The 17,493-nt window shown below is 69.3% G+C and carries 14 protein-coding genes and 1 tRNA gene; 7 read left to right on the forward strand and 8 right to left on the reverse strand.

Annotation, left to right across the window (positions count from 1 at the left end):
* The first annotated feature begins 238 nt into the window (after positions 1-238).
* A complete protein-coding gene (locus IPL40_15310; GenBank protein MBK8482508.1) occupies positions 239-1,144 on the forward strand; it encodes a polyphosphate kinase 2 family protein in 906 nt (301 codons plus the stop codon).
* 67 nt (positions 1,145-1,211) lie between these two features.
* Here the strand turns inward: IPL40_15310 and IPL40_15315 are convergent, their stop codons facing one another.
* From IPL40_15315 to IPL40_15325, 3 genes are all read right to left on the reverse strand, one after another.
* Complete coding sequence (locus IPL40_15315; GenBank protein ID MBK8482509.1) at positions 1,212-1,955, reverse strand: hypothetical protein; 744 nt, start codon at positions 1,953-1,955, stop codon at positions 1,212-1,214.
* A 201-nt stretch (positions 1,956-2,156) separates the two neighbouring features.
* On the reverse strand, positions 2,157-3,167 hold the full coding sequence (locus IPL40_15320) for a hypothetical protein (GenBank protein MBK8482510.1): 1,011 nt from the start codon (positions 3,165-3,167) through the stop codon (positions 2,157-2,159).
* The gene (locus tag IPL40_15325; GenBank protein ID MBK8482511.1) at positions 3,142-5,475 is read right to left on the reverse strand and encodes a VWA domain-containing protein; all 2,334 of its coding nucleotides are present in this window, start codon (positions 5,473-5,475) and stop codon (positions 3,142-3,144) included. The genes IPL40_15320 and IPL40_15325 overlap by 26 nt, the downstream gene beginning before the upstream one ends.
* A gap of 177 nt (positions 5,476-5,652) precedes the next feature.
* Between IPL40_15325 and IPL40_15330 the strand changes: the two genes are divergently transcribed.
* On the forward strand, positions 5,653-7,239 hold the full coding sequence (locus IPL40_15330; GenBank protein MBK8482512.1) for a serine/threonine protein kinase: 1,587 nt from the start codon (positions 5,653-5,655) through the stop codon (positions 7,237-7,239).
* Positions 7,240-7,409: 170 nt separating this feature from the next.
* Positions 7,410-8,669, forward strand: coding sequence for a hypothetical protein (locus IPL40_15335; protein ID MBK8482513.1), 1,260 nt, complete (start codon positions 7,410-7,412; stop codon positions 8,667-8,669).
* 111 nt (positions 8,670-8,780) lie between these two features.
* On the opposite strand, the gene IPL40_15340 is transcribed toward IPL40_15335, so the two are convergent.
* The 3 genes from IPL40_15340 to IPL40_15350 form a co-directional block, all read right to left on the reverse strand.
* Positions 8,781-10,253 (reverse strand): response regulator, encoded by a 1,473-nt coding sequence (locus IPL40_15340; protein ID MBK8482514.1) that lies wholly within the window; start codon positions 10,251-10,253, stop codon positions 8,781-8,783.
* A 250-nt stretch (positions 10,254-10,503) separates the two neighbouring features.
* Positions 10,504-11,778: a citrate synthase gene (locus IPL40_15345; GenBank protein MBK8482515.1), complete on the reverse strand. Its 1,275-nt coding sequence runs from the start codon at positions 11,776-11,778 to the stop codon at positions 10,504-10,506.
* A gap of 238 nt (positions 11,779-12,016) precedes the next feature.
* Positions 12,017-12,089, reverse strand: a tRNA-Ala gene (locus tag IPL40_15350).
* A 184-nt stretch (positions 12,090-12,273) separates the two neighbouring features.
* Between IPL40_15350 and IPL40_15355 the strand changes: the two genes are divergently transcribed.
* Positions 12,274-12,810: an aminotransferase class I/II-fold pyridoxal phosphate-dependent enzyme gene (locus IPL40_15355; GenBank protein MBK8482516.1), complete on the forward strand. Its 537-nt coding sequence runs from the start codon at positions 12,274-12,276 to the stop codon at positions 12,808-12,810.
* Between the two features lie 50 nt (positions 12,811-12,860).
* Complete coding sequence (locus IPL40_15360) at positions 12,861-13,445, forward strand: aminotransferase class I/II-fold pyridoxal phosphate-dependent enzyme (protein ID MBK8482517.1); 585 nt, start codon at positions 12,861-12,863, stop codon at positions 13,443-13,445.
* Here the strand turns inward: IPL40_15360 and IPL40_15365 are convergent.
* Both IPL40_15365 and hemB read right to left on the reverse strand, forming a co-directional pair.
* Positions 13,431-13,892, reverse strand: a complete 462-nt coding sequence (locus tag IPL40_15365; GenBank protein ID MBK8482518.1) for a SufE family protein — start codon at positions 13,890-13,892, stop codon at positions 13,431-13,433. The two genes, IPL40_15360 and IPL40_15365, sit on opposite strands and share 15 nt — an antisense overlap.
* 70 nt (positions 13,893-13,962) lie before the next feature.
* The gene (gene hemB, locus IPL40_15370) at positions 13,963-14,991 is read right to left on the reverse strand and encodes a porphobilinogen synthase (protein MBK8482519.1); all 1,029 of its coding nucleotides are present in this window, start codon (positions 14,989-14,991) and stop codon (positions 13,963-13,965) included.
* 175 nt (positions 14,992-15,166) lie between these two features.
* On the opposite strand from hemB, the gene IPL40_15375 reads away from it, so the two are divergent.
* Positions 15,167-15,574, forward strand: a complete 408-nt coding sequence (locus IPL40_15375; protein MBK8482520.1) for a DUF2203 domain-containing protein — start codon at positions 15,167-15,169, stop codon at positions 15,572-15,574.
* A 398-nt stretch (positions 15,575-15,972) separates the two neighbouring features.
* Positions 15,973-17,367, forward strand: coding sequence for a sigma-54-dependent Fis family transcriptional regulator (locus IPL40_15380; GenBank protein MBK8482521.1), 1,395 nt, complete (start codon positions 15,973-15,975; stop codon positions 17,365-17,367).
* Positions 17,368-17,493: the final 126 nt, after the last annotated feature.

The raw sequence follows: 17,493 nt of genomic DNA on the forward strand, positions 1-17,493 counted from the left end.
AAGCCGCTGAAGCAGCGCAATCTCCGACGGGCTTCGAAGGCCGCGTGCTGAAGGGCGCGTGCCAGTCCCGATGCTCGGCGCTCGGCGGGGCTGGGGCGAGAGGCGCTCAGGAAGCTCCGAGCGCGGCTGGCACGGTCTACGGGCCGCACGGTCTAGGGGCCGGTGCTCGTTTGCCGCCGCGCCGTGCGATGATTGGCGGCGTTGCACCTCCCCAGTGGGGAGACGGAGGCGAGAGCCGATGAAGAACGCCAGCCGCGACAATGCCAGGGGCAGGAGCAAGCTGCGCCTGGAGGCGCTGCGCGTCGTACCGGGCACACGCGTCGATCTGGCGCGCGATCACGACCCCGGATTTACGGCGGGCCTGCGCGACAAGGGCGCTGCGACGGCGCGTCTCGCGCGCAATGTCGCGCGCCTGGCCGCCTACCAAGAGCAGCTCTACGCGCAGAATGTCCACGCGCTGCTCGTTGTGATCCAGGCTCTCGACGCCGCGGGCAAGGACAGCGTGATCGAGCACGTCCTGAGCGGCGTCAATCCGCTGGGCTGCCAGGTCACGAGCTTCAAGACGCCCTCGGCCGAGGAGCTCGACCACGATTATCTCTGGCGCTGCAGCAAGGCCCTGCCCGCGCGCGGTATGATCGGCGTCTTCAACCGCTCGTACTACGAGGAGGTGCTCGTCGTTCGCGTCCATCCCGAGTACCTGGCGCGCCAGCGCTTGCCGGCGAACACTCGCAAGGGGATTTGGCCCCGGCGCTACCGCGAGATCAACGCGTTCGAGCGCTACCTGGTCGATAACGGGATCCTGGTGCTCAAGCTCTTCCTCAATGTCTCGCGGGACATGCAGCGGCGCCGCTTTCTCGAGCGCATCGACTGCTTCGAGAAGAACTGGAAGTTCGCGGCGGCCGATGTTCAGGAGCGAGCACATTGGGACGCGTACCAGCGCGCCTACGCCGAATGCCTCGAGCGCACGAGCACCGACTGGGCACCTTGGTATGTGGTGCCCGCGGACAAGAAGTGGTTCACGCGGCTGGCCGTCTCCGAGCTGATCATCGGTCACCTCGCGGCGCTGAAGCTCGACTATCCGCCGGCCTCGCCCGAGCGGCGGCGGGAGTTGGCCGCGATGCGGGCGTTGCTCGAGCGCGAATGAGATCCCGTAGCAGCGCGGCGCCCTCGACCCACCCGGGATCGGGCCGGCGGGTCGGGGCTCGAGGGCCCTAGGCGAGGACGCCGGAGAGCAGGTAGTACCAGCCGAGGTTCGGGTCGCCCGCGCGCCGTCGGGAGAGCGCGGCGATCGGCAGCGCGCAGCGCATACCTGGGCCGACCTCGCCACCCCCGATGAGGGAGCGACCGAGGCGAAATCGACCGCCGCCTGCCTGATCGCCCCAGGCATTCGCGGCGAAGCTGGTCGGGTCCTCGGGGTCGGCGAGGCCGGGGTCGAAGCGGCCGTAGGGGTCGTGCACGAGCAGCCTGGCGGTGAGGTCCTCGAGCGCCGGAGCGTAGTTCTCGTAGCCGATGATGAGCACGATATGCCCCCGCACCCGGCTGTGGCTCACACGCACGAGCACGGGCACGCCGCCGTCGATGAAGCGGACGATCTTCGCCAATGCGACACGCTGGTCCGGCTCCCTCCAATAGACGAAGCGGGTTCGTGGCAGGAAGCGTTGCTCGAGCCACCACTTGAGATTGAGGTGGGCATTGCGCAGCTTGGACGGGCGGCGATCTTCGCCTTTCGGGGCGTTGAGCTCTTCCCAGATGCCCTGGATCGGCAGCGCGCACACGCCCCTCTTGGCGCCGCTGGCGCGCCCTTCCTGCTCGTCGAGGTAGGCGCCCATCATCTTGAGGCAGGTGGACTGGCAGGTAATCGGCGTTGGTTGCACGAAATAGGGCACTGGCAGCTCGAAGCTGCGGCCCCCGCCGGCCGGCTGCTGAGGCGCTTCGCAACTCGGCCAGTTGGACATGCTTGATCCTGCTCGGCTGAAGGGCCCATGCTAACCGCGGCGGACGCCACCCACAAGCTGGTGCCGATCGGGCCGGTGCGCAGCGGGCGGCGTCGTGGGGGCTGGAGTCGCGGCGCTTCTGGCGACGGGGGCGCTGGCTACCGGGCCCCAGGGCCAAGGGCGTCGGGCGGCGCGCGAGCCGCGAGGTCCCGGCTTGGCGCGCTACTGACCGAGCTGGAACTCGATCATTGTGGTGGCGCGAATCTGCGTGGCGGCCGGCGACCCTTGGGTGACGGGCAGGCTGGTGGTCAGCGAGCGCACGCGTCGCAGGCTCAGCTTGAGCTTGTCGCTTGGCTGGAGATTGAGGCTGATCGTTTCGATGGCGCCGATCGGGAGCGTCAGGCAGCCGTCGTCACGGCCGATGCAAACGACCGCGTCGCGGCTCGCGTCGGTCGCGCCGCGCAGTCGGGCCTCGACCCAGTCGCCGTTCCCCGGGGTCCATCGCAGCGGCAGGTCAGTGTCTCCGATGGCGCCGGGCACCAGCGGATCCGGCTCCAGCAGCGACCATGGCGCGGGAGGATCGAGGCGTTGCTCGTAGCTCGGTAGCGCCTCGCTCGATCCGGTCCCAGCGACCCGCACCGTAATCGGCTCCGCCCCAAAGAGCGGCGGCGCGGCGGTGGTCTTGCCCCAGCGCGCGTGCGTGGCGTCGAGCGCGTCGAGCGCCATCACGCCGGACGCCAGGCCCTCGAGTGTCACGGCCTCGACCGCGAGCGGCGTCGATTGACAGGGCACGCAGGCACCCGCGACGCAGACCTCCTTGTCGGTCTGACAGCTGGTGCTCCCGCAGGGGCCACCCGTTTCGGCGGGGCAGCGCGGCGTCGGCTCACCGGTGAGCAGGAAGCAGGAGGTGACGCCACAGCAGGGCGCGGGGAGGCGTGAAGAGGTCGCACCTGTCGAAAGATCGAGGCTGGCGAAGGCCACCAGCGCCGTCTCGGTGCTGACACCGGTGGCGTCATAGACGCGGCGGGGCTCGAGCTGCGTCTGGGCGACGCGTATGACGTCGTCGGCGACGCTGTCCAGCGCGGGCGGGGCCTCTTCGAGGCAGGCGCCGCCGCCACCCTCTCCGCTGCAGGCGATGACCGTGCTTGCGAGCGCAACGCTGGCCAGCAGCCGCAGGCTCAGGCCGAGTCCGCCGCGGGCGCGCTCTCTATTCGAAAATGACGAAGTCCTCATCGGCAAAGGTCAGCTCCGGGGTCTTGGGTGTGCGCCGCTCCGGCGGGCCGCGCAGGTAGTTGAGGACGGTGCTGGCGCTGCGGAAGATCCCGTAGCTGCTCTTGGCGTCGCGGGGGGCTTGCGCGAAGTAGAGCTGCACCGTGTTGTCGCCGCGCTGGCTGCGCAGCAACGCCTGGGGCGCCGAATACCAGGCCGGGGTCGTTTCCACCAGCGTGATGTTGCGCACGCGGAAGCGCAGGCAGTTGCGCTCGGCGCCGCTGATCACGAGGCGATCGACCGCGGCCAAGGGGATGTAGTAGGAGGGCCCGTCGACGGCGGCAGTGAGGAAGGATCCGTTGCCCGAGACGAGCCGGACGCCCGCGCCGGAGGCCTGGCTGATGTCAACCGGCGGGCCGAAGTCGCCGCCCGTCGTGAGGTCGCCGGGGTCGCGCCAGGAGAGCGTCGCGGGCGGCCCCGGATCGAACCGCAGGTAGCCGACCCCTGGCTCGCTGTCCGCCGAGGCGCTCTTGATCGTCACGCCGGTAATCGCGGTCGGTTGGCTGACGCTGATGACCGTCCGAATACCCTCGTCGACCTCCTCATAGCGGTAGCTCAGGTCGAGCTGGCGCTGCGAGTCGTTGGCCCGCGGGTCGGTGTGGCCACGCACCTCGACGCGGTTGAGCAGCCCGTCGAGATCGGCGTCGTCGAGCGGATCGACGGCGAGGTAGTTGGTGCCCGCGATCAACTCGACACGATCCGGGAGGCCGTCGGCGTCGGTGTCGAAGAGCGAGTCGTGGGTGCCGAGGAGCCGCTCCTCACAGGCGTTCAGCCCGTCGCGATCGCGATCGCCGTAGAGGCGCCAGCGCTTGCTGCCGCCGGCCGGATCGCAGGGGTCGAGATCGTCGCGGGTGGTGGTCGGGAGATCGATGCACTCGATCGGCTGAGTGGCGCCGAGCGGATCGCTAGCCAGCTTGACCTCGATGCCGTCACCGACCCCGTCGCCGTCGGTGTCTGGATCCTCGGGACAGGTGCCGAGGGCGCGCTCGTTATCGCTGCTCAGGCCGTCCTGATCGGAATCGGCCACCGGTCCGGTGCCGCCGGGCACGACGCTGTTGTTGACGACCACGAGCTCCTTGATCACCAGCGGCTCGCGCGCCGTGTAGAGGTCGACGTGGTTGAACGAGATCGCCTCGGGCACCGCGTATTCGAGGAAGCTCCCGCCGCCGGCGAAGGCCATCTCGCTGAGCAGATGAACCGCGCGCGCTCGGTCCGCTTCGGCGCCGCGCTCCACCCCGCTGACGATGCATGAGGGCGCGCGAAATGAGTCGGTGGCACCGCGTGTCGCGCGGTCGGCGAGGTAGGTCGTGTGCAGCTGCAGCTCGGACGCGCCGTTCTTGAGCACGAACTCGCGCAGCTCGCGCACGGCCCCCACGAGCTGTCGCTCCTCGCAGGAGCGGGCGAAGCCGCCCGCCGGAAAGACGCAGGTGAGCTTGCACGTGCGCCCCGCCAGCGTCGCCGGGTCGACACCGAAGTCCGCGGGAGCGGTTGGTACGACCCATTGGGTGAAGGTGTCGGCGCAGGGGGCGTTGCCGCAGGTCACGCTGTTGGGCGCGGAGGGGTCGTCGCATTCAGTCCACGGGCAGCCGGCCCAACCGGCGGCCTCGACGGCTGGATCGCGGCAGGCGCAGCGATTGATCGCCGGGACCGGTCCCCCGCCGGCGAAGACGACGACGGCGTAGGACGTGCGCGACACGACCCCCGGGTCGCCGCCAAGCACGTCACCCGTGATGATGCTCGACGCTAGGCTCAGCGCCGAGCGCAGGTCGCGGCAGCGGACGCCCTGGCAGCCCCCGCTGCTCGCCTGGACCGCTGTCGCCGCCGCGTTGAGTAACGAGGTGTCACGGGTGAAGCCGCCGTCGATGCGGTTGACGGCGCGCCCGCCGTACTCGATCACGCCGAACGAGTAGTTGGGGTTGCGGCTCCAGAGCGTGATGACATCGTTGACAGCCTTGCCGCGGAGACCCGTCGGATCATTGGCCGGATCGACGAGCGACTGGCTCGTGTCGATGACGAACATCACCTTGACCGGGAAGTTGCGCTGACGCGGATCGTCGCTGCAGACGGTCCCCGTCACGGCGAGCTTGTTGGCCTGGAAGGGGGCCAGGCGCGAGCGGTATACGCCGGCGTCGGTGCAGGATGCTGCGAGCACGGCGAGCAATGGCAGGGCGGCCCACGACAAGGGTCGCCATCGCCGCACGGCGCGGTGCGGCGTGCGCCCCGTGGGGAGGATGAGTCGCGCGCTGCTCAGGACTGGCTTGCGAGGCCTCATCGTCTCTCGCTATGCTGGGATCACGATTGCCACCGAATCGCTCCCGCACGGTAGCACGGAAGGGAGCGCTGATCCCAGCGCCCGCTGCGCATGGATGCCGCCAGGTGGGGAGCCGCCGCGGCCCACGGGCAGGGTTCCCGCATCACGATGACTCATCGCCGGGTCGAGAAGGAATGCATGGACGACGCAGGTAGCGCTACCCCGACCCGCTTCGGTCGCTACGAGTTGCTCGAGCTCGTCGGTCGGGGCGGCATGGCCGAGGTCTTTCGCGCGCGCCTCGCCGGGGCGGCCGGCACCGAGAAGCTGCTCTGCATCAAGCGCATCTTGCCCACCTTGTCGCAGCACGCCGAGTTCATCGCGCTCTTTGTCAGCGAGGCGCGCGTCGCGCTGCCATTGACCCACGGCAACGTCACCCAGGTCTTCGACTTCGGCGAGGTCGACGGCGTTTATTACCTGGCGATGGAGTACGTCCATGGGCAGAACCTGGCGCGGGTGCTGCAGCGCGTGCAGGAGGCGGGCGTGGTCTTGATGGTGCCCGCCGCGCTCTACATCGCGGCGGAGATCTGTCGCGGACTGCAGTACGCCCACGGCTACGCCGATGCGGCCGGCCGCGCGGTGGCGGTCGTCCATCGCGACGTCTCGCCGCACAACGTGCTGATCTCCTACAACGGCGAGGTGAAGCTGGCCGACTTCGGCATCGCCTCGGCTGCGAGCAAGGCGCCGGGCGGAGAGGCCGTCCTGCGCGGTAAGCCGTGCTACCTCTCGCCCGAACAGGCTCAGGGGAGCGGCGGCGACTCGCGCAGCGACATCTTTGCGATGGGGGCCGTGCTCTACGAGATGTTGACCGGCACACGGCCCTTCGAAGCGGCGACGGATACGCTGACCCTCGAGCGGGTTTGCGCGTTGCACCTCGAGCCGCCGAGCCAGCTCAACCCGGCGCTCGATGCGGCGCTCGACGCGATCGTGCTCAAGGCGCTGGCCAAGGATCCGGCCGACCGCTACCAGCGGGCGGAGGACCTCCAGGTGGGCCTCGCGGGCGTGCTGCACCGACTCGCGCCCGACTTCACGGCGCCAAGCCTCGCGTCCTTGTTGCGGACGCTCTTCGCCTGGGAGGTCCAGGCGGATCAGGGCCCGTTGGCGCTGCGCGATCGGCTGCTCTTCCAGCTTTCGCGTGCGGGCGTCAAGGTGGCCGATGTAGCGTCGACGGAGAAGCTGCTGGCGATGGCGACGGTGGCCATCGGACCGATCGGCGCGACGGCGGCGCGCCGGCTGGCGCCGCCGTCGCGCGGTCGCTGGCGGCCGAGTGGCGCGACTGGTCTGGGGCTGGCGCTCGCGGCGCTGGTAGCCCTCGGCCTCTGGGTTGGGCGTGCACCTCCCGTGCAGCCGACGGTGGCGGTCGATCTCGGCCCGATGCCGGAGCCGACCGAGCATCTGACACCAGCGTCGCTGCGCGCCAGCGCGCAGGACGACGACGACGAGGCCGCCCTGGCGGCAGGGGGCGCGACTGGCCCGACGACTGGCCCGACGACTGGCCCGACGACTGGCCCGACGACTGGCCCGACGACTGGCCCGACGACTGGCCCGACGACTGGCCCGACGACTGGCCCGACGACTGGCCCGACGACTGGCCCGACGACACCCGAGCTCAAGCAGGGCGGGCGCCGGCCCGCACACCGGCCTATCTCAATTGCAATAGCTGGCCATGGTCGGTCGTCTATGTCGACGGAAGGCGCCTGCGCGGAAACACGCCGCTCTACCGCGTGAAGGTCGCGGCGGGGCGCCGGCGGCTGCGCTTTGTCAATACGGAGCTGGGTTTGAGCAAGGAAGTCACTGTGGCAATCGCCCCGGCGCAGGTGCGCACGGTCGCCGTGCGTCTCGATCCCGTCCACGGAGGCGGGTCCTTGGGCACGGCGGATGGCCTTGAATAGCGGCCAATGAAGCAGGGTGAAGCGATGGAAGTGCGTGAGCGCGAAGCAGCGGACGTCAGTAGCTCCAGCAGTCTCGACTCGGCGCCCGTGCCGGCTCGCCAGCGCGTGGCGCGGACGGTAGGGGGCCTCGCCGTCGCGGTGTTGGGCGTCACCTTGGCGCTTAGCTGGCTGCTGGCGGCCGGCGTTGGCTGCCAGGAGAAGGACCGTGCACAGCTCGACGGCGGCGCCGGGGCGCGCGACCTCGCACTCGGCAGCTGCGACGCCGGTGCGCACGCCTGGCGCACGCTGGCGCTGCCGCCGGCGGTGATCGCTGATGATCGCGGCGACGCCTTCAACCTATTTGATATTTGGGGCGCGTCTGGCGCCGCGGTCTGGGCGGTGGGGACCGGGGGCACCGTGCTCTTCTTCGACGGCACGAGCTGGGTGCGCCAGACCAGTCCGACCGTAGAGCAGCTGACGTCTGTCTGGGGCACGGGACCCGAGGACGTCTGGGCCTGCGGTCTGCACGGCACCGTCTTGCACTACGACGGTCACGAATGGGCCGATCGCTCGCCGCCCGATGCGCTCTTCGCGGAGGGCGACGCTGGTGTCTTGCCGCCCGGGGATGCCGGGGTCGCGCGACGGCCCAGCCTCTGGGGCGTCTGGGCGACAGGCGCCAACGGTCAGACGGATACTGCGGTGGCCGTGGGGGATGATGGCTTCGTGGCGTTCTGGGAGCAGCAGAAGTGGCGGCGTGTGGCCACCGGCGTGCCGGAGGACCTATTCGCGGTCTGGGGCGCGAGCCCGAGCCAAGTCTTTGTCGTCGGGTCCTTCGGCACGGCGCTCTTTGGCTCCAGCGCCGGGCTCGCCAAGCAACAGACCGGCGTCGCGCGCGCGCTCCGCGGCGTCTGGGGGCATGCTGCCGACGACGTCTACGCCGTCGGGGTCAACGGGACGCTGCTGCACCGCAGCGCTGCGGGCTGGAGCGCGATCGAGGGCGCACCACGTCAGGTGCTACGCGAGATCTGGGGGCCGGCCAACGATCGGTCGACGGCCTACGTGGTAGGTTGGGACGGGCTCTTGATGCGCGTTCAGGGCGGACCGTCGTTCAGCCGCGGCGCGGCTATCGACCTGATCGGCTGCGTCACGCGTCATCGGCTCGAGGGCGTCTGGGGCACCTTGGTCGACGCCTCGGTGCCGGATGGCGGCGTCCCGGACGCCGGCTTGGCGCCGGTGCCGAGGGCGTGGGCGGTCGGCGTCTCGGGCACACTGATCGTTGGCCCCTGACGCGGTGCTCGCTGCGCCCGGTGAACCGTCACGCGTCGCCGCCAATCAGAGCCGTGGAGCGCGGCGCCAGAGCAGTCCTTGCGGCAGGCTAGGCGCACGCTGTGGTCGCGCTCAGCAGCTCGTGCTGCGCCGGACCGGTGCAGCCTCGTCGAGCTGCGAGCTTAGCTCCGCCGCGTCGGCGTAGCGCTCGCGGATGCGCCGGAACTCCTCCTCGCTCTCGACGAAGGCGGCGACCACGTCGGCATCGAAGTGCGTGCCGGCGTCGGCCAAGATCCGCTGTCGTGCCGTGTCGTGGCTGAGTGGGTCCTTGTAGGAGCGCCGGGAGGTGATCGCGTCGTAGGCGTCGGCCAGGGCCACGATGCGCGCCGAGAGGTCGATCTCGGTGCCCCGTAGACCGCGGGGATAGCCCGATCCGTCCCACTTTTCGTGGTGCTGGTGGGCGATCGTCAGCGCGAGGGTCAACCAGCTCTTCTCCGAGAGCGAGCGGCCGGCGGCCGCGAGCACCTCGGCGCCGATCAACGTGTGGCGCTGCATCACCTGCCACTCGTCGGCCGTGAGGCGCTGCGGCTTGAGCAGCACCGCGTCGGGAACGCCAACCTTGCCGATGTCGTGCAGCGGGCTCGAGTAGTAGAGGCTCTCGATGTAGGCGCCGTCGACCTCCTCGGTAAAGCGCGGGTTCGTCGCGAGCTGGGTGGCCAGCGCGCGGCAGTAGTTGCGGATGCGGTCGAGGTGAGCGCCCGTCTCCGGGTCGCGATACTCGGCGAGCCGGGCGAGGGCGAGGATGACTTCGTACTGCGCCGCGCGTGTTTGCTCCTCGAGGCGCTGGCGCGCCGTGACGTCTTTCTCGACCGCGCCGTAGGCGTAGGCCACGCCGGTGTCGTTGGTAATGCGCGAGATGCTGAGCAGCGCGAGCTTCCCGTTGTTTCCCACCTCACCCGACCAATGGCCGGTGCGGCTGAGGATCGCGTGCATGGCGTGCCAATCGGTGCCGCGCAGGTCCAGTCCACTGACGAGTGTCGGGCGGCGCAGCAGCGCCGCGTGACGGTCGACGCCGTAGATCTGGGCGAACGCCTCGTTGATCTGCAGCAGGTTGCCGTCGAGATCGGCGATCATCATCGGGTCGAGCGCGCTGGCGAAGGTGTGGCGGTAGGTCTGCAGATCGAGCTCGCGCGCGGCGTTGCGGAGCCGTAGCTCGCGTTGCTGGCGGCTCTCGTCGAGCGCGGCCGTGACCACCTCGCGCAGCTTCTGCGTCTCGAAGGGTTTGAGCAGCAGGCGAAAGATGCCGCCACGCCGCATCACGTCCTCGATCATCTGCGCATCCGATGAGGCGGTGACGAGGATACGTTGCGTTTGTGGCCACTCGCGGCGCACCCGCTCGAGGAACTCGCCGCCGTTCATGCCGGGCATGCGGTAGTCGGCGACGATCACGTCGGAGGGGCGCTCTCGCAGCGACTGAAGTCCATGCTCGGGGCTGGCGGCGAGCGTCAGATCGGCGCCGAGGGGTTGCAGGATGCGGCGATAGCTCCTGAGGATCAGGGGCTCGTCGTCGACGAGCAGGACGCGATAATCCGCAGCATGCGACATGTCGGCCGGAACTCCGCGCGCGTTCGTGTAGCCGCCGAAAGGCAGCGCGACCCGCCGCCGCGCTCCCCCATGGTATCGACGTGGCGGCCGAGAACTTAAGGCGCGCAGACGGGTCGCCGGGGCCGATGGGTCGCCGGGGCGCGGCCTGAAGGGCTCGAGGTGAATGCCGCGACGTGAATCAGGCGACGTGAAGCACGTGACGTGAACGGCGCGCCTGGGAAGATGGTGCGGGTCGATCGACCAGGCCGCCCTACATCCACTTGGTGTGGCGATCCTCGAAGGCGCGCTTTTGCTCGCCGGTGTAGACCTGACGCGGCCGCTGGATCCGGAAGTCTGCCTCCTCCCGCATCTCCTTCCAATGGGCGATCCAGCCCGGCAGCCGTCCGAGCGCGAACATCACGGTGAACATGTTCGTCGGAATGCCGATCGCCCGGTAGATCACGCCGCTATAGAAGTCGACGTTGGGGTAGAGCTTGCGCTCGATGAAGAAGGACTCCTTCAGCGCTGCCTCCTCGATCTTGACCGCGAGGTCGAGCAGGGGGTCGTGGATGCCGAGGGCGTTGAAGACCCGCTCGGCCGCCTCCTTGAGCATCTTGGCTCGCGGATCGAAGTTCTTGTAGACGCGATGGCCGAAGCCCATCAGCTTGACGGTCGAGCCCTTGGCCTTCACCTTATCGAGGAACTTCTGGTAGTCGCCGCCGTCGGCCTGGATCGCCTCGAGCATTTCGATCACGTTTTGGTTGGCGCCGCCGTGCCGCGCGCCCCAGAGGGCACAGGTAGCCGCAGCTACCGAGGCGAAGAGATTGGCCTCGCTGCTGCCGACCATCCGCATGGTCGAGGTGCTGCAGTTCTGCTCGTGGTCCGCGTGCAGGATCAGCAGCAGGTTGAGGGCATCCTCGACGACGCTCGGCACCTCATAGTCCTGCGTCGGCACCGCGAACATCATGCGGAGGAAATTGGCGGGCCAGCTCAGATTGTTGAGCGGATAGATGAAGGGCTGCCCAATCGACTTCTTGTAGGCGAAGGCGGCGATCGTCTTGGCCTTGGCTAGCACCCGTACGATGTTGAGATCGATGTCGGTGTCCGCGTCGGGGTAATAGGCCGAGAGGGAAGCGAGCATCGAGGCCATGATCGCCATCGGATGCGCCGACGGCGGGTAGCCCTCGAAGAACTTCTTCATGTCCTCATGCAGCAGCGTGTGGTGGGTCATCAGCGAGCGCCACTGCTTGAGCTCCTCGGTGTCGGGACGGCGGCCGTTGATCAGCAGGTAGCAGACCTCGGTGAAGCGGGCCCGCGGCGCGAGCTCCTCGATCGGGTAGCCGCGATAGCGCAGGATGCCCTTCTCGCCGTCGATGAAGGTGATAGCGCTCACACAGGAGCCCGTGTTGCCGTAGCCCGGATCGAGCGTCACGAGCCCGGTGTCGCGCCGCAGGTTTCGGATGTCGATCGCGCGCTCCTGCTCGGTCCCCTCGATCACCTGCAGCTCGATTTCCTTCCCGTCGTAGATTAGCTTCGCTGTGCTCATCGCGCCCTCGCTGGAGGTTGACGCCGCGGGGGACGTCAACCTCTGGTGACGGAACCCTGACTGAGGTCCAATCGTCGCATGATGACGGTCACAGCACCAGCCATTGCGAGGCGTGTGCGCGAAGAAAGCGAGCGCTATTGAGTGGGTGGAGGGCCGGAGGCGGCGTGCGCGCTCGATCAGGAGGTCGCTCAGGAGGTCGTGCGGGCCCGACGGATCGGTTTGCGGGTCGGGCCCGCGGTGGAGCTGATGGGGATCGAACCCACGACCTCATGACTGCCAGTCATGCGCTCTCCCAGCTGAGCTACAGCCCCAGGCGACGCGTTGGGTAACAGTTAGCGCCCGGGGCTGTCAAGCGCGGCGCGCAGCGCGGCGCGCAGCGCAGCAGGAAGCAGGGGGCCCGGCGGCGCGGCTTCCTGCGACACGGCGCTTGCCAGCGCGCGGCAACCCGCTATCGTCGTCGGGCGCGCCTGGGCGCGCTGGTCTCGCGGTGCCTCCTTGCGCTTCTCGCAACGCCTTCCGGTCGACCTTGCCCTGAACACGCTGACGCGGCGTTTGGCCGCCCTGCGGCGGCGACGGGTCCCTTTGATCGACCTCTCGAACTCGGATCCGACAGCCGTCGGGTTGTCCTACGATGCGGGGCAGCTCGCCCAGGCCCTTTCAGATCCCGCGGTGGCGCACCATACGCCGCAGGCACGTGGTCTGCGTAGCGCGCGCGCGGCGGTCGCGGCCGCGCTCGACGGCGGCGCGTGTTGCGGGCCAGGCGACCTGTTGCTGACCTGCAGCACCAGCGAGGGCTATGCGCTGCTCTTCAAGCTGCTCTGCTCAGCCGGCGATCAGGTCCTGGTCCCGCGCCCGAGCTACCCGCTCTTCGAGCTGCTGTTACGGCTCGAGGGCGTGGAGGCTGTCCCCTACGCGCTGCGCTACGCCGGCGCCTGGCAGCTCGACCTCGCCGAGCTCCGCGCGCGCGCGTCAGCACGCGGACGCGCGCGGTCATCGTCGTCAACCCGAACAACCCGACGGGGCACTACCTGACGGCCGCCGAGCTGACGAGCCTGGCTGAAATCTGCGGCGGGCGGATCGCGTTGATCGGCGATGAGGTGTTCCACGAGTACGGCTGGAGTGATCAGCCGCAGGTGCGGATCACCACGGCGCCGGAGGTGCTGAGCTTTCACCTCGGGGGGCTTTCCAAGCTGATCGGCCTGCCGCAGCTCAAGTTGGGTTGGATTGCCGTGGCGGGGCCACGGGCGCAGCGTCAGGCGGCGTTGCGCCGGCTGGAGATCATCGCCGACACCTACCTCTCCGTCGGCGCGCCCGTGCAGTTGGCCGCGGCGCGCCTGCTGGCGCTGGGCCTGCCCGTCCAGCAGGCGCTGCGCGCGCGCGTGCGCGCCAATCGCGCGTGGCTGCTAGACCATCTGTGGCAGACGGGCGCGCCGATGACGCTGCTCGAGGGGGCCGGAGGTTGGTCGGGCGTGCTGCGGCTTCCCGCGCCGCGAGGCGAGGAGGCCCTAGTGCTCGAGCTGCTGGAGCGCGAGCGGGTGGTGGTGCATCCGGGCTATTTCTTCGATTTCGATGGCGGTGGGAGCCACGTGATTGTGAGTCTGCTGGTGCCGCCGGAGACGCTACGGGCCGGAGTCGCGGCGATTGAGCGCGTGCTAGCCGCCGGTTGAGGGCGCCGCTTGGCCACGCGCCAGACGGAGCGTCTCGAAGGCTTTGGCGTAGTAGACCATCTGCTCGACCATGGCCCGCAGACCATTGCTTCGCGTCGGCGAGAGGTGTCGCGCCAGCCCGAGCTCGTCGATGAAGCGCGGTGGAGAGGCGAGGATCTCCGCAGGCGTCGCATCCGAATAGACGCGCAGCAGCAGGGCGATCAGTCCTTTGACGATCAGCGCGTCGCTATCGGCACGGAAGATGACGTGCCGCTGGTCGGCGTCCAGTGCGGCGTGGAGCCAGACTTGCGACTGGCAACCGCGGACGCGGTAGCGCTCCTGCCGCAACGCCTCTGGCAGCTCGCCGAGCGCGCGTCCCAGGTCGATCAGCTTGCCGTAGCGCTCCTCCCAGTCGCTGGCGTCGGAGAAGAGCGCTACGAGCTCCCGCTGGCGTTCGTCGATCGTCATGGCTGCGTATCCCCGCGGCCGAGCGCCGCGGCACCGACCGCGGGCAGCTCGGGCCCGTGCGTGACCGGCCTCAAGCGCGGCCGCCCTGGAGCAGCTCGGCAACCTCGAGGGCGGCGTAGGTCAGAATGATGTCGGCACCGGCTCGGCGAATCCCCAGGAGGCTCTCCAGCAACGCTGCCTTTTCGTCCAGGGCACCGGCGCGGGCCGCATGCTTGATCATCGCGTACTCGCCGCTGACGCTGTAGGCGGCGACGGGCACGTCGACGGCGGCGCGCACGGCGGCGACGACGTCGAGATAGGGCAAGGCGGGCTTCACCATGACGATATCGGCCCCTTGCGCGACGTCGAGCCGCACCTCGCGCAGCGCCTCGCGAAGGTTGCAGGGGTCCATCTGATAGGTCTGCTTATCCCCCTGGCGTGGCGCCGAGTCGAGCGCCTGGCGGAAGGGGCCGTAAAATGCCGAGGCGTACTTGACGGAGTAGGCCAGGATCCCGACCCGCGTGTGGCCGGCCTCATCGAGGGCCTGGCGCAGAAAGCCGACGCGCCCGTCCATCATGTCCGAAGGAGCCACGAGGTCGGCGCCGGCCTCGGCCTGGGCGAGCGCCATCGCGGCGAGAATGGGCAGGGTGGGGTCGTTGGCGATCTCGCCCTCCGCGAGCAGGCCGTCGTGCCCGTCGCTCGAGTAGGGGTCCATCGCAACGTCGGTGATCACGACCAGCTCGGGCACGGCTTGTTTGAGCGCGCGCACGGCCTGTTGCAACAGCCCCGCCGGGTTCTTCGACTCGGTGGCAAAGCGATCCTTGCGCTGATCGGGGAGGACCGGAAAGAGCGCGAGCGCTGGCACGCCGAGCTGCAGGGCGCGGCGGCCCAGCGCGACGACGTGGTCGATTCCGAGGCGCTCGCAGCCCGGCATGGCGGCGATCGGCTCGCGGCGGTCGTGGCCCTCGGCGACGAAGACCGGGAGCACGAGATGCGCGGGCTCGAGTCCGGTTTCCCGCACGAGCCGGCGCAGCCCGAGGCTCTGGCGGTTGCGGCGCGGCCGTTCCACGAGGTAGAAGGCGCGATCGGCTGTTTGGAGGCCCGGGGTTCGAGCGGTCATGGCGTTCTCCGCTGGCAGGCAGCGACGCTAATGTAGCGGGCTCGTGAGCGCAGGCAAGCCCCATTCACGGCCATCGAGACACCAGCGGGATAGGCCATCGGGATACGCGCGGTAGGGCGGACACCTGTGCAGCGGGGCGGTCGCCTCAGCGGGAAGCCCGAGCGGGAGTCGGTTGATGAAACGGCGCTATTTCACGGTTGAGCAGGCCACTGCGCTGGTGCCAGCGTTGGAGCAGGCCTTTGGGCGCGTATTGCAGATCCGCGTGCAGATCAAGCTGCTCGCGCGCCGCTTCGATGGGGAGCAGCGGCTGCTGGCGGAGGGCGATGACGCCACGCTCTCGCCGGCTCTTTTTCGCGCGCGGGCGACGGCGAAGGGTCTGATCGAGCTGTTGGCCGAAGAGGTCGAGGGCATCGAGCGACTGGGCTGTGTGGTCAAGGATCTCGATCAGGGCCTCGTCGATTGGTACGCGCGCCAGGACGGGCGCGAGGTCTTGCTCTGCTGGCGGCTGGGCGAAAAGCGCGTCGGCCACTGGCATGAGCTCGAGGACGGCTTCGCCGGGCGCCGCGCCCTGACGGGACGTTAGCGTTCGTCCCAACCGCAGGGAGAGCAGGCGCTCGGCGGACTTTTCCCGTCGCGAGCGAGAACTCAGCGCACCCGCATCGCCGCGACGAGCGGGCCCCCATCGCGCCCCATGGCCAGGTGCTCGCGCCTTTGACGTGCACGGCTCGCCCCACTGCGGCGGGTCGTGCGGGTCGCACTGCATCCAAAGGCATCTACGGGACCTCGCGCTCCCGCGCCGGTCTTGGCTGCGGCGGAGGGCTAAACGCCAGGGTCGCTGGCCCGCCGGCGGTGGACTTCGGCGCGCCCTGCTGACGCATCCTGACTGTGTGGTCCTGGACGTATGTGTCATGATGGCCAGCGCGAGCGGGCGATCGGGTCGTATCGTGCCGCGTTCTTCGGCTGAAGGGCAAAGGTGGCGGCATGAAGGCGAAAGCTGGGGTTGGGGTGACCAGTGTCCTCGTGGTCGAGGACGACAGGAGTAGCCGCGAGGCGCTGGCGCGCGCCCTCTCGGAGGTCGGGATGGAGGTCGCGGTAGCCGCCAGCGGGGAAGAGGCGATCGATCATCTGGGGCTGTCATCTGTAGATGTGGTGGTCTCCGACGTGATGATGGGCCGCGTCAGCGGCATCGACCTGCTGACCCATGTCGAGGCGCACCACCCCGATACGGCAGTGATCCTGGTGACGGGTCACGGCTCGATCGACGCGGCGGTGGACGCGATGCGCCGCGGTGCCTACGACTACGTGACCAAGCCGATCGACCTCGACCGGCTTGAGTTCGTGGTAGGGCGCGCCCATCGGCGGCAGAGCTTGCTGCGCGAGAATCAGGATCTGCGGCAGGAGCTGCGGCGGCGCTTCTCCGTGGCCGGGATCATCGGCCAATCGGCGGTGATGCGGCAGGTGCTGGAGCAGGTCGAGCAGGTCGCCGGGACCAACGCGACCGTCTTGATTTCCGGCGAGTCGGGGACGGGCAAGGAGCTCGTGGCGACAGCGATCCACCACAACAGCGGGCGCGCCGAAGCGCGGATGGTCCGGGTCAACTGCGCGGCCCTGCCCGAATCGTTGATCGAGAGCGAGCTCTTCGGCCACGAGCGCGGCGCCTTTACCGGGGCGCATCGGACCCGCAAGGGGCGCTTCGAGCTGGCGGATGGCGGGACGATGTTTCTCGATGAGATCGGGGACCTGACGCTTGCCACGCAGGTCAAGCTCTTGCGCGCGATCCAGGAGCGCGAGGTGGAGCGCGTTGGCGGGCAGACGCCGATCCACGTCGATGTGCGGCTGATTGCGGCGTCCAAGCACGACCTGAAGCAGGCGATGCTGGCCGGCAGGTTCCGCGATGATCTCTATTACCGCCTGAACGTCGTTTCAGTACACATTCCGCCCCTGCGCGAACGACCAGGCGACGTGCCCCTGCTGCTCGACCACTTCCTGGCGCTCTTCTGCAAGGAGCACGGCCGGGGCATCCGTGGCTTCTCGGCGGCGGCCCGCGCCAAACTGATGGCCTACGACTGGCCAGGCAACGTCCGCGAGCTGCGAAACTTGGTCGAGAGCCTCGTCGTCACGGCGCGAGGTGATGAGATCACGGTGCAGATGCTCCCGGATGGTGTTGCGCCGCAGCGGGAGGCGCCGCGCTTTCAGCTGCCCATGGGGCGTCGCCTGGATCAGGTGGAGCGGCTGTACACGCTGCGGACGCTCGAGCTGGTCGGCGGCAACAAGAGCCGTGCGGCGACCATGCTCGGCATCGGCAAGAAGACGCTCTATCGGCGGCTACACCAGTATGGCGTCGAGGCCGGCGAGGAGGCCCCCAGCGGCGACTGAGTCGCGCGTGGGCGCGGCTCTGCGAGCGCGAGGCCGCCGGGCCATAACGTCCCGCTCCTCAGTGCGCGCCGGGTTCAGCGCAGGAGGCTGCCTGGGCTCTCTGCCAGCGCTAGGCTCCACCCCGCT

Source organism: Pseudomonadota bacterium (genome assembly GCA_016711215.1).
GTDB lineage: Bacteria > Myxococcota_A > Polyangia.

Coding starts and splice junctions, on each gene's coding strand:
- IPL40_15310 (MBK8482508.1), top strand. CDS start 239: ATGAAGAACGCCAGCCGCGACAATGCCAGGGGCAGGAGCAAGCTGCGC.
- IPL40_15315 (MBK8482509.1), bottom strand. CDS start 1,955: ATGTCCAACTGGCCGAGTTGCGAAGCGCCTCAGCAGCCGGCCGGCGGG.
- IPL40_15320 (MBK8482510.1), bottom strand. CDS start 3,167: ATGAGGACTTCGTCATTTTCGAATAGAGAGCGCGCCCGCGGCGGACTC.
- IPL40_15325 (MBK8482511.1), bottom strand. CDS start 5,475: ATGAGGCCTCGCAAGCCAGTCCTGAGCAGCGCGCGACTCATCCTCCCC.
- IPL40_15330 (MBK8482512.1), top strand. CDS start 5,653: ATGGACGACGCAGGTAGCGCTACCCCGACCCGCTTCGGTCGCTACGAG.
- IPL40_15335 (MBK8482513.1), top strand. CDS start 7,410: ATGAAGCAGGGTGAAGCGATGGAAGTGCGTGAGCGCGAAGCAGCGGAC.
- IPL40_15340 (MBK8482514.1), bottom strand. CDS start 10,253: ATGTCGCATGCTGCGGATTATCGCGTCCTGCTCGTCGACGACGAGCCC.
- IPL40_15345 (MBK8482515.1), bottom strand. CDS start 11,778: ATGAGCACAGCGAAGCTAATCTACGACGGGAAGGAAATCGAGCTGCAG.
- IPL40_15365 (MBK8482518.1), bottom strand. CDS start 13,892: ATGACGATCGACGAACGCCAGCGGGAGCTCGTAGCGCTCTTCTCCGAC.
- hemB (MBK8482519.1), bottom strand. CDS start 14,991: ATGACCGCTCGAACCCCGGGCCTCCAAACAGCCGATCGCGCCTTCTAC.
- IPL40_15375 (MBK8482520.1), top strand. CDS start 15,167: ATGAAACGGCGCTATTTCACGGTTGAGCAGGCCACTGCGCTGGTGCCA.
- IPL40_15380 (MBK8482521.1), top strand. CDS start 15,973: ATGAAGGCGAAAGCTGGGGTTGGGGTGACCAGTGTCCTCGTGGTCGAG.